An 11989-nucleotide genomic window follows, 5' to 3' on the forward strand; every position below is an offset into this window, starting at 1 on the left:
CCGAAGGTCCGGCAAGTACCGAGGAGCCGATGGGCTGCTGAAGAGTCGATCTGCGCTTCGTCAGCCCGGTCACCGACCGCACCATCACGTCAGCGTCACCGCCGCCAAGGAGACGGGCGTGATTCACCGTCCGCCATCGCCCTCGGCTCCTGTGCGTCTTCGTACAGCTAGCCATCGTGCTCGTCCTGGAGCATGTGGCGACGTTCCTGTTCGCGCTTGGAGTAGGCGGCTGCTCGGATCGCCTCGTCGCTCTCCAGGCCTGATCCCAGCGCGCCGCCCACTGTGGCAGTCGAAGCCACGAACCACGACAAGGTCCAGTAGTCCGTTGCGTTCAACGGGTCTCGTGTCATGGAAGCGAACACTTGGTCGTTGAGGATGAAAAGCGCCCACACAAAATTGATGGCCACCAAGCCCACGTAGCAGACGAGCACCCCGATACCCACAGTCAGGACTGTCGAGACGTTGTAGAGTCGCGCCCTCTGCCGCGCCTCCGGCGAGCCCTGTGCCGAGTGATGCCACAGCTGCGCATCTACGATCAGCCAACCGATCATGAGTGCCACGGACCCGACCGTGGCGATGGTGAGGCGCGGCACGCTCAGAGAGTCGGCCAGGGTCCAGACGGTGGAGTTCACCGTGGCGACGGCTCCCGTAGCAAGCGCGGCGGCCAGGGCTTTCGAAAGGCCTGGCACCAACCGCCACGGCCGGTTGGCGCGGACCATACCGAAGAGAACCCGTAGATAGCCGCGCGGCCCGCTGATGGCGTACCGGAGATCAGCGCTCTCCTCCTCGCCGACCGGGCTCGGATGAACGGGTGCGAGACGGCCGTCGACGGACTCCGGAAGCGTCTGCCTTCGTGGAGGCCTCTCGGGGTCGGTGGGCTGCGGGCCCGCCAAGCCGAGCACGGCTTCTTCCACGGCAAGGCGCGCCCTCGTCTGCAGCCGGAAGCCCCCCAACGAAGGCAGCGACAACAAGGCCAAGCCGTGTTCGTGGCTCATATCCGCGACGAGCCTGCGGCCGTGCAAGTGCAGCGGGAGGTCGGTGAGGGCGACGACGATGTCCCAATTCTCCGCACTGCCACGATCTATGATCCGGCGCATCAAGGCGGGTGGGTCCTCGGTCCCCGAAGTGAAGGGCTCACTGATCACTTCGATGTCGAACCGTCGCCCCTGGCCGGACTTGTCGGCGAGCCGGGCAGGAAGGGTCCGGCTCATGCGCTTCGCAATGTCGGTCGGTGCATCCGGATCCGCCAGGAGCGCCACGACCGTAACGCCCTGCGACGAGGCTTGCATGACTGGATCCTTCTCGTTGTCTGTCCCCGCGACCGCAAGTGCCCACAGAATGCCCTCGGGGTGGCGTCGGCGCTGCGATGACACGCTGGCTCCCGCCGGCCGGTGCAGGCGGCGCGGCCAGATCTCCTCGTTCTCCCGGTACGGGGCCTGCTCCCTGTGACCGGTATTCAGCCCCCCTCGCGCCGTCGTCGGGAGCCCGCGAGCCGGGCCGCGAGATAGGGCGCGGTGGCGCTGCGGCGGGCCCTCGCCACCTTGGCCGGCGGGCCCGCCGCGACCACACGCCCGCCCGCGTCGCCACCGCCCGGCCCGAGGTCGATGACCCAGTCGGCGGTAACGATCGTGTCCAGGTCATGCTCGACGAGGACGACCGTGTTGCCCGCGTCGACGAGCCGGTGCAGCTGTCGCAGCAGCAGTGCGACGTCCGAGGGGTGCAGCCCAGCCGTCGGCTCGTCGAGCAGGTAGAGCGCGTGGCCGCGGCGGGCTCGCTGCAGTTCGGTGGCCAGTTTGATGCGTTGCGCCTCACCACCGCTGAGCTCCGTCGCGGGCTGCCCCAGCCGCAGGTACCCCAGTCCCACCTCGCGCAATGTCTCCAGACTGCGGGAGGCGGCCGGGACGGCGGACAGGAACTTGGCGGCGGCGTCGACGGACAGCGCCAGTACTTCCGCGATGTTCTTGCCGCGGTAGGTGACCTCCAGCGTTTCGGCGTTGTACCGGGCGCCCTGGCAGGTCGGGCACGGCGCGTAGGTGCCGGGCAGGAACAGCAGTTCCACCGCGACGAATCCTTCGCCCTGGCAGGTCTCGCACCGCCCTTCGGGCACGTTGAAGGAGAACCGCCCGGCTGAGTAGCCGCGCGCCCTGGCCTCGTCCGTCGCCGCGTACAGCTTGCGCACCGCGTCGAACATCCCCGTGTACGTGGCCAGGTTGGACCGGGGAGTTCGGCCGATGGGCCGTTGGTCGACCCGGACCAGCCGGTCGAACGACTCGACCCCCGACGCGTCCTGGACGTCGACCTCCAACTGCGCCTCGTCGGGATCCTCGGGTACAAGTCCGAGGTGGCCGCGGACGACCTCCGCCAGCACCTGCGTCACCAGCGTCGACTTTCCGGAACCGGACACGCCCGTCACCGCCGTCAGCACGCAGAGCGGTACGTCGACGGACACGTCGTGCAGATTGTGGCGGGAGACGCCGCTCAGGTGCAGCCATCCGTGCGGTGTGCGCGGGCGGTGATCGAGCGGCTCGGCGCGCCCGAACAGGTACTGGCTCGTGGCCGACTCCCTCACCCGCTCCAGGCCGGCGACCGGGCCGCTGTACAGCACGCGCCCGCCGCCCTCGCCCGCGCCAGGGCCGATGTCGACCACCCAGTCCGCCCGCCGTACGACGTCCATGTCGTGCTCCACGACGAACAGCGAGTTTCCCGCCTCCTTGAGGCGGTCCAGCACGTCCAGCAGCGGTTCCGCGTCAGCCGGGTGCAGGCCCGCGGAGGGTTCGTCGAGGACGTAGACGACGCCGAACAGCCCGGAGCGCAGCTGAGTGGCGATCCGCAGGCGCTGTGCCTCGCCGGGCGACAGGGTCGTCGAGCGGCGCCCGAGGCTGAGATATCCGAGGCCCAGGTCGAGCAGTACGTCGACCCGTGCGACCAGATCGCTGCAGATCCGGACCGCGACCTCGGTCGTCTCCCCGGATCGGGCGGTCGACGTGGTGGCGTCGGCCTTGGACCGCCTTGCGACGGGTAGCAGCAGGGCCGCGACATCGGTGAGCGGCATCGCGTTGATTTCGGCGATGGAACGTCCGGCGAAGGTCACGGCGAGTGCCTCAGGCCGCAGTCCGCTGCCGTGACACTCCGGGCAGGGCACACTCCTGACGAACCGGAGTGCCCGTTCGCGCATCTTCTCGCTCTTGGAGTCGGCGAGGACGTGCATGACGTGCTTGCGGGCGCTCCAGAACTTGCCTTGGTAGCCGTAGTCGACGCGGTCCTCCTCCGGCTCGATGTACACGGAGGGCTGCTCATCCGTGTACAGCAGCCAGTCCCGGTCCTTCTTCCTGAGCCTGCGCCACGGTCGGTCGATGTCGATCCCCAGGCCGCTCACGACGCTGCGCAGGTTGGCGCCCTGCCAGGCGCCCGGCCAGGCGGCGATCGCCCCCTCGCGGATGCTCAGCGAGGGGTCCGGGACGAGCAGTTCCTCGGCGACGTCGTGCACGACGCCCAGTCCGTGGCACTCCGGGCAGGCGCCGGCCGCGGTGTTGGGTGAGAACGACTCGGCCTCCAGCCGCGCGGCCCGGGGCGGATAGGTGCCGGCGCGGGAGTACAGCACGCGCAGCAGATTGGACAGCGTGGTGATGGTGCCGACCGTCGATCGCGAGCTGGGCGACCCGCGTCGCTGCTGCAGGGCCACGGCGGGTGGCAGTCCGGTGATTTCCTGCACGTGCGGTGCGCCGACCTGTTGCAACAGCCTTCGGGCGTACGGTGCTACGGACTCGAAGTAGCGCCGTTGGGCCTCCGCGTAGAGCGTGCCGAACGCGAGCGAGGACTTGCCCGAACCGGAGACGCCGGTGAAGGCGACCATCGCGTCCCGCGGAACGTCGACATCGATGTTCCGCAGGTTGTTCTCACTGGCGCCCCGCACATGCACAAAGGGGTCGGTCGCGTCCTTGTTCACCATTCCTGAGTACCTGATTGCGCCGGGAACCGCACGACAGGCGCCGTCCCCGGGCCTCGCTCCCACGGGCGTCCGGAGTGTCCCGGATCCATTTTCGACACACGACCCAGCTAGGTGTTCGTGCCGTGGCGCCGACGAGCGGCCGCGACGGGTGCCCCGGAGAAGTGAGAACTTCGACACGCGCCGGTCCGGGTGGACCAAGGTGGTACTGCACCCCGGGTCCGTGCCCGCGTAGACCGGGGGCCCCGCTCCCGACGGTGGCGAGAGCGTGTCCTGCGGATGATCCCCAGCAGCCCGTTGGCCCTCGTCATCATCGAACTCAGGTACGCGTACTCGTTTGCCACCCGCACACCGTGGCCACCCGCCGCCCGCCATTCAGCCCAAGACCCCGGACGGCGCGTCACATCACAAGCGGGCAGAAACTCACTGCTGCGGCACTGGCCTGGGCGGTGTCCAGCCACCTGAGGGTCTGTTCAGTGAAAAATCGGTGCCAGGCACGGACTGGCCGGTCACGGCCGAGGCCCTTCAGGGCCTGCGGTGCGGACCAGGTTGCCGGCATTCTCCCGGTGCTCGTGCACGAGGCGGATCGCCATGGCACCTTCACCGGTGGCCGAGGCAACTCGTTTGACCGAGCCGCTTCTGACGTCGCCGGCTGCGAAGACCCCTGGAAGGCTGGTCTCCAGCAGCAATGGACCACGGCCGAGCGAGTCCCACCGGGTCGCGTCGGCAGCAGCCTGGGCGTCCGCCCCGGTCAGGACGAAGCCCTTCTCGTCCAGGGCGAGCACGCCCCTCAGCCACTCCGTGCGCGGGCGAGCCCCGATGAACACGAACAGCGCGGCGGCCCGCAGCGTGCCGCGCTCACCATTTGCGTTGTCCTCGACGCTCAGCGACTCCAGTTTCTCCTTCCCGGAGACGCCCCGGACTTCGGTGTGGAGCAGCACCTCGATCTTCGGGTGCCGTTCCACCTGGTCCACCAGGTAACGCGACATGTCCGCGTTGAGGTCGCTGCCCCGGACGAGGAGGTGGACTCCGGACGCGTGGTGGGCCAGGAACAGCGCCGCCTGTCCGGCGGAGTTGCCCCCGCCGACAACGGCGACCGGGTCCGCCTCGCAGAGACTGGCCTCGTGTACGGTCGCCGCGTAGTAGACGCTGATGCCCTCCAGACGTTCGATGCCGGGCACCTCGAGCCTGCGGTACCGGACACCTGAGGCGAGCACCACGGCGTCCGCCCGGACTTGGGACCCGTCTGTGAAGGTGACTACGTACTCGTCGTCCTGCGGGATGAGCCTGGTGACCTGGGCCGGGACCATGAGGCGGGCACCGAATTTGTGGGCCTGGAGCACCGCGCGTTCGATGAGCTCTCCTCCGGAGATGCCCGACGGGAAGCCGAGGTAGTTCTCGATGCGGGACGAGGTGCCTGCCTGGCCTCCGGTGGCCACGGCGTCGACGGAGATCGTGGTGAGGCCGTCGGAGGCGCCGTACACGGCTGCGGCGAGTCCCGCGGGGCCCGCGCCGACCACCAACACGTCACACTGGGCGGCCTTCGCCGTGGGGGCGGGCAGCCCAATGAGGCTGGCGAGTTCGGCGTTGCTCGGATTGCGGAGCACCCGCTCGCCCTTCCAGAGGACCACCGGAGTTTCCTCGGGGCGGATGGAGAACCGTCGCAGCAGCGCCTCAGCCTCCTTGTCCCTCTCCAGATCCAGCCAGCGGTGGGGCAGCCGGTTGCGGGCAGCGAACTCACGTAGCCGCAGCGTGTCCCGCGAGTAGCACGATCCCAGGATGCGGAAGCCTGCGCCGAGGCCGATGAGAAGATGCCGTCGGCCCAGATAAGCGCGGAGGATCAGGTCGCCGAGTACGGGGTCGCGGCCGACCAAGGTGCGTTGGCGCTCCACCGGTACCGCCAGGATCTCGCCTGCCTCACGCACCACGGCGGTGTCGAACGCCGCCTGCCCCTCCAGCATCCCCAGTTCACCCAAGAACCTGCCGGGTCCGTGCACCGCCACCGTGCGCTCTTCCGGGCCGCCGTGGTCCTGAAGGATCTCGACGGTCCCGCTGAGGATCGCGAGAAACTCCCGGAACGGCTCGCCCTCCCGGTACAGCACCTCACCTTCCGTGGTCCTGCGGCGCTCACCGTGCGCGGTCAGGTCCTGAAGCTGTTCCGGTGTCAGGCGCGGGAACGCCCCGTATCGGTCCGGCGTCTCGCGGACCGCACCATTCTTCTGCTTGGCGGTACTCATCAGACCAAGGCCTCGTGGACGTAGCACCAGCGCCAGTCCTCTCCCGGTTGGAAGGACTGCACGATGGGGTGCTCGGCGCTGCCCGCGTGTCGGCGGGCGTGTTTGAGGGGTGAGGAGTCGCAGCAGCCGACGTGCCCGCAGGTGAGGCAGAGCCGCAGGTGCACCCATGGGGAATGCTCCCTGAGGCACTCCTCGCAGCCCTGCGGGGTACGCGGCGTCACTGGCCGCACCATTGCCAGGTGCGGGTCCGGAATCGTTGCCATGACGTTCTCCTCTCGTGGGGCTACGGCAGTACGGCGGCCAGCGAGTTGGGCAGGCCGGACTTGAGGTGATCCCACTCCCCTTCGCTGACGTAGCGCTTCAGAGCCTCCAGCACGGTCCGCACGACCTTTTCGATGCCGCCGTCCACCGCGTAGGGAAAGTCGTCCCTGACGCGCTGGAAAAAGTCCTCGCCACTGAGTTTCACCGGTGTCCCAGACGGCTTCCATCCGTCGTAGTAGACGCCGCGGATCAGAGTCGGAAGCTGCGCCCCCAGGTGCACCGCGCCGTCGACGGAGAGGCGATCCCGTAGCCGGTGCAGGACGGCGCGCAAAGCGGCGTACGACTGTTTCCGGCGTTCCTTGGGCCAGCCGTTGGCTTCCTCGATGTCCCTGAGGAGCCGATTGGCTTTGTCCACCATGGTATCGAAGGAGGAGAATGTCGTTTCACTCATTTCATGGCTCCTTTCGTTACCGGAGAGCCCTTGTGGTGGCCGGGCCATGCCGACTCACCGACCCGCGGTGGTCTGCCGTCCTTCCAGGGCCTGTTCGACCCACTGACGCAGGACGTGCGCCGGTGCGGCACCGGCCTGTCGGGCGACCGTCTCGCCTCGGTCCTGGACGAGCAGCGTGGGCACTGCTTGGACCTCGAACCGCCGACTGACTCCTGGGTTCTTGTCAATGTCGACTTTGACGAGCTTGATCCGTCCGGCGAGGTCGCGGGCGACCTGTTCAAGGGCGGGGCTGACCATGCGGCAGGGGCCGCACCAGGTGGCCCAGAGGTCGACGACGACAGGTTGGACGGCGTTGTCGGCGACTTCGGTGAAGTCGTCGTCGCCGGCGTCGACGACCCAGGGCAGCGGCTGCTTGCAGTGGCCGCATTTGGGGCGTCCCTCAGCGGCAACAGGAATGCGGTTGCCGCGCCCGCAGTGCGGGCAGGTCACCGTCGTTGTACGGGTGGTGTTCACGCTGCCCTCGCTTCCCGGGCCTCGTCCTGCTGGTCGTAGGTGACCACCAGTTCTCCGTGTTCGGCGTCGACGCGGACCGTCGCGCCGTCCTGGACGTCGCCGCGCAGAAGGGCGCGCCCGACCAGCGTCTCGACCTCGTGGGAGATGTACCGCCGTAGCGGCCGGGCGCCGTACACCGGGTCGTAGCCCTGGTGGGAGATCAGCTCTCGGGCCGCATCGGTGAGTTCTACGTTGATGCGACGTTCCGCGAGCCGCTGCCGCAGTTCGTCGAACTGCAGCTCCACGATTCGTTCGATCTGCCGCTCACCGAGCGGCTTGAACAGCACGATGTCATCGACGCGGTTGAGGAACTCCGGACGGAAGTGCCCGCGCAGTTCGCCCATCACCAGGGCGCGGGCGTCAGGCTTGATCTCACCCTCGGCGGTTGCGCCGTCGAGGAGGTGCTCGGAGCCGATGTTGGACGTCATGATGATCACGGTGTTGCGGAAGTTGACGGTGCGGCCCTGAGCATCGGTGATGCGGCCGTCATCGAGGATCTGCAACAGGGTGTTGAAGACGTCGCTGTGTGCCTTCTCGATCTCGTCGAACAGCACCACCGAGTACGGCTTGCGGCGTACGGCCTCGGTGAGCTGGCCGCCTTCCTCGTAGCCGACGTATCCGGGTGGTGCGCCCATGAGCCTGCTGACGGTGTGCCGCTCCTGGTACTCACTCATGTCGAGGCGGACCATGTTCTCCTCGGAGTCGAACAGCGCCCGGGCGAGAGTCTTGGTCAGCTCGGTCTTTCCTACGCCGGTGGGTCCGAGGAAGATGAAGGAACCGATGGGGCGGCGAGGGTCGCGGATGCCGGAGCGGGCGCGGATGATCGCGTCGGCGACGAGCTGGACGGCCTCGTCCTGGCCGACGACACGCTCGCGAAGGATCTCGTCGAGGCGCAGCAGCTTGTCGCGTTCACCCTCCTGCAGGCGGGCGACCGGGATGCCGGTCCAGGCGGCGACGATCTCGGCGATCTCCTCTTCGGTGACCACCTCGCGCAGCAACCGGTTCTGTCCCTGCCTGGTGGCCAGCTGCTCCTCCTCCGCTGCGAGTCGGCGCTCCAGGTCCTGGAGGCGGCCGTATCGGAGTTCGGCGGCGCGGTTGAGGTCGTAGGCGCGTTCGGCCTCCTCCGCCTCGTGGCGGACCTGCTCCAGTTCCTGGCGCAGTTCCTGCACACGCCGGATCGCCTGCCGTTCGGCCTCCCACTGGGCGTGTTTGGCGTCGGCCTCTCCGCGAAGGTCGGCCAGTTCCTTGCGCAGTTCCTCCAGGCGGGTTTTGCTGGCGGGGTCGGTCTCTTTGGAGAGGGCGGCTTCCTCGATCTCCAGGCGGGTGACGCGGCGGGTGATCTCGTCGAGTTCGGCAGGCATGGAGTCGATCTCGGTACGCAGCCGGGCGCATGCCTCGTCGACGAGGTCGATGGCCTTGTCGGGCAGGAATCGATCGGTGATGTAGCGGTGGCTGAGGGTGGCGGCGGAGACCAGCGCGGTGTCCTGGATCTTGACGCCGTGGAAGACCTCCAGGCGCTCACGCAGTCCACGCAGGATGGAGATGGCGTCCTCCAGGCTGGGCTCGTCGACCAGGACCTGTTGGAACCGTCGTTCGAGGGCTGCGTCCTTTTCGATGTGTTTGCGGTACTCGTCGAGGGTGGTGGCGCCGATCATGTGCAGTTCGCCGCGGGCAAGCATCGGCTTGAGCATGTTCCCCGCGTCCATGGCTCCTTCGGCGGCGCCCGCACCGACGACGGTGTGCAGTTCGTCGACGAAGAGCAAGATGCCGCCTTGTGCAGCCTTGACCTCGCTGAGCACGGCCTTGAGGCGTTCCTCGAACTCTCCTCGGTACTTGGCGCCGGCGACCAGGGAGCCCATGTCGAGGGCGAACACGATCTTGTCGCGAAGGCCCTCAGGGACGTCACCGCGGACAATGCGCTGGGCGAGGCCCTCGACGATGGCGGTCTTGCCGACACCGGGATCTCCGATGAGGACTGGGTTGTTCTTGGACTTGCGGCTCAGGATCTGGGTCACGCGGCGAATCTCGGCGTCCCGGCCGATGACCGGGTCGAGCCTGCCTTCCTTGGCCTCGGCGACGAGATCGCGGCCGTACTTCTCCAGAGCCTCGTAGGCCACCTCGGGATTGGCGGAGGTGACGCGCTGGTTGCCGCGGACCTGGGTCAGCGCGCCCAGGAACGAGTCCCTCGTGATCCCGGCCTGGTTGAGCAGACGTCCGGCGGCTGTTGATGCCCCCTCTTCAGCCAGGGCGAGCAGGAGGTGCTCCACGGACACGTACTCGTCCTTGAGGCGTTTGGCCTCCCGTTCAGCGGCGTCGAGCAGGCCGGCGAGGCGCTGAGTGACGAAGACCTGGCCGGGTGCCGCACCGGGGCCGGTGACCTTCGGGCGGCGGGAGACTTCCTCGCGCACGGCCGCGCGCAGTTTCTCCGGATCGGTTCCGGCCTGTTGCAGCAGCCGTGGGATCAGACCGTCCTCCTGATCGAGGAGTGCGAGCAGCAGGTGTTCTCCGTCCACTTCGGTCTGCCCCATGCGGCCGGCCTCGGTCTGGGCCTCCTGGAGGGCTTCCTGGGATTTCTGTGTGAGACGGTTCATGTCCATGGGGGTGTATCACTCCTCGTGCCGCGGGCGCGCAGGGCGGTTTCGAGCAGGCTGATGCGGTCGAGCAGGTCGAGCACCAGGCCGATGGATGCGTAATTGAGGCAGAGTCCGGAGCGCAGCCGCTGGATGCGGGCAAGTGCCGCTGGGGCGTCGCGGTCGAAAACCAGGTGGCCGGCGGCGTCGCGTTCGGCGTCGACCAGCCCGAGGGCGACGAACCGGCGGACCAGATCAGGATGGAGACCCGATCGACGGGCCACGGCCTCCAAGGAAAGTCTCGGGGTGGGAACGAGCGCATACCGGACAGCCGTCGAAGCGGTGGCGACATAGGTGACCGGCTGTACCGGACGGTCGCCTGCACCGGACCGGCCGATGCCTGCCGTTCCCGTGGGTCGGTCGTTCATCGCGTCCTCCTGGGGTCGAACGAGGAGGTCGCGGCGAGCTCCTCGAACAGTTCACGCTCCCGGTCGCCAAGCGTGGGTGGCACCATGACGCGGAGTTCGGCGTAGAGGTCGCCGTTCGCACCGCGCGGGTTCGGCATGCCCTCGCCGCGCAGCCGCAGCCGACGGCCGGTGGACGAGCCGGCAGGCACCGTGACCTTGGCTGTGCCACCGCCGGGGGTGGGCACCGGCACGGTCGCACCCAGGGCCGCCTCCCAGGGGGTGACCGGGACCTGCACGTGGACATCGCGGCCGTCCAGCCGGAACCGAGGATGGGACTGAATCCTCACCCGCAGGTGCAGGTCGCCCGCAGGTGCGGCACCACTGCCCCGCCCTCCCTCTCCCGCCAGCCGGATGCGCTGCCCGTCGGTGACGCCCGGCGGGACGTCGACCTCGTAGCGCCGCGGCTGCCCGGTGGGTCCTGCGAGTGTGACGGTACGGCGGCCGCCCTTGTACGCCTCCTCGAGGGTGAGCGGCAGTTCGGCCTCCTGGTCGGCTCCCGGTACTCCTGCGGAGCCGGCGCCTGCGCCGAAGAGCGAGCCGAGCAGATCCTCGATGTCGACATCCTCGGCTGAGAATCCATCGCCGAAGCCGGTGGTGTACCGGACGCCGGGGCCGCCCGCGCCGGCGGTCCGCCGGGTACGGAATCCGCCACCGGCTCCGGCCGCGACCCGGTCGTCGAAGTCTTCGGGGATCTTGCGGAAGTCTTCACCGAAGCGGTCGTAGCGTGCCCGGGTCTTCGGGTCGGACAGCACGCTGTATGCCTCGTTGAGGTCCTTGAAGCGTTCCTCCGCCGCCGGATCCTTGTTGACGTCCGGATGGTGTTTGCGGGCGAGCTTGCGATATGCCTGCTGGATCTCGTCCTGGCTCGCGGTCCGCGACACTCCCAGCACTTCGTAGGGGTCCCGTGCCATGACAGATCACTCCCGCTTCGCGACAGTCACGGTGGCGGGCCTGAGCTGCCGATCGCCATCGCCGTAGCCCGGGCGCAGCACCTGCACGACGGTGCCCGGCTCGACGTCGGGGTCATGGACCACGCTGACCGCCTGGTGCCGGGCCGGGTCGAAGGCGACGCCGGTCTCCGCGTGCCGCGGGTAGCCGAGCAGTTCGAGGACGTTCACCGCCTGGTCGCGGACTGTCCGGATGCCTTCCACGACCGCATCCGAATCGGCGTCGGCGTGGGACAGGGCGAGTTCGAGGTTGTCCAGGACGGGCAGGAAGGCGGCAGCCGTACGGGAACGCTCCACCGTCCGCTCCCGCTCCAGTTCCTTGGCGTGACGCTTGCGCAGGTTGTCGAGGTCGGCGAGCGCGCGCCGCCAGCGGTCCTCCAGTTCCTTCATCGCGGCTGGGTACTCATCCTCCGCGATTGCAGGGCCGACGACGTCGGGTCCCGTTTCGTCGTTTGTCGTTTGCGGCCGGAGAGGCGGGGCGGGTTCATGCGAGTCCTCGCGGGGAGGGCCTGCGGCGCCTTCCGGGGCCGTTTCGGGTTCGTGGGGGTATCGGGGCAT

Annotated in this window: 10 protein-coding genes; all 10 read right to left on the minus strand. The window is 68.6% G+C overall.

Features of this window, described 5'->3' with window-relative positions; all coding sequences use genetic code 11:
- Positions 1-167 precede the first annotated feature (167 nt).
- Positions 168-1289, minus strand: coding sequence for a hypothetical protein (locus OG257_RS01245; protein WP_329204137.1), 1122 nt, complete (start codon positions 1287-1289; stop codon positions 168-170).
- A 167-nt stretch (positions 1290-1456) separates the two neighbouring features.
- The gene (gene uvrA / locus OG257_RS01250) at positions 1457-3949 is read right to left on the minus strand and encodes an excinuclease ABC subunit UvrA (protein ID WP_329204138.1); all 2493 of its coding nucleotides are present in this window, start codon (positions 3947-3949) and stop codon (positions 1457-1459) included.
- 506 nt (positions 3950-4455) lie between these two features.
- Positions 4456-6183, minus strand: coding sequence for an FAD-dependent oxidoreductase (locus OG257_RS01255; protein ID WP_329204139.1), 1728 nt, complete (start codon positions 6181-6183; stop codon positions 4456-4458).
- A complete protein-coding gene (locus tag OG257_RS01260) occupies positions 6183-6446 on the minus strand; it encodes a UBP-type zinc finger domain-containing protein (RefSeq protein ID WP_104783392.1) in 264 nt (87 codons plus the stop codon). The genes OG257_RS01255 and OG257_RS01260 overlap by 1 nt, the downstream gene beginning before the upstream one ends.
- 20 nt (positions 6447-6466) lie before the next feature.
- The gene (locus tag OG257_RS01265; RefSeq protein ID WP_329204140.1) at positions 6467-6895 is read right to left on the minus strand and encodes a DUF2267 domain-containing protein; all 429 of its coding nucleotides are present in this window, start codon (positions 6893-6895) and stop codon (positions 6467-6469) included.
- Positions 6896-6949: 54 nt separating this feature from the next.
- A complete protein-coding gene (gene trxA, locus OG257_RS01270; protein ID WP_329204141.1) occupies positions 6950-7408 on the minus strand; it encodes a thioredoxin in 459 nt (152 codons plus the stop codon).
- Positions 7405-10044, minus strand: coding sequence for an ATP-dependent chaperone ClpB (gene clpB / locus OG257_RS01275; protein ID WP_329204142.1), 2640 nt, complete (start codon positions 10042-10044; stop codon positions 7405-7407). Before clpB ends, trxA begins: the two co-directional genes overlap by 4 nt.
- Positions 10035-10445 (minus strand): chaperone modulator CbpM, encoded by a 411-nt coding sequence (locus OG257_RS01280; protein WP_329204143.1) that lies wholly within the window; start codon positions 10443-10445, stop codon positions 10035-10037. The genes clpB and OG257_RS01280 overlap by 10 nt, the downstream gene beginning before the upstream one ends.
- The gene (locus OG257_RS01285) at positions 10442-11395 is read right to left on the minus strand and encodes a J domain-containing protein (RefSeq protein ID WP_329204144.1); all 954 of its coding nucleotides are present in this window, start codon (positions 11393-11395) and stop codon (positions 10442-10444) included. Before OG257_RS01285 ends, OG257_RS01280 begins: the two co-directional genes overlap by 4 nt.
- Positions 11396-11401: 6 nt before the next feature.
- Positions 11402-11989: a nucleotide exchange factor GrpE gene (locus OG257_RS01290; protein WP_329204145.1), complete on the minus strand. Its 588-nt coding sequence runs from the start codon at positions 11987-11989 to the stop codon at positions 11402-11404.

Source organism: Streptomyces sp. NBC_00683 (assembly GCF_036226745.1).
GTDB lineage: Bacteria > Actinomycetota > Actinomycetes > Streptomycetales > Streptomycetaceae > Streptomyces.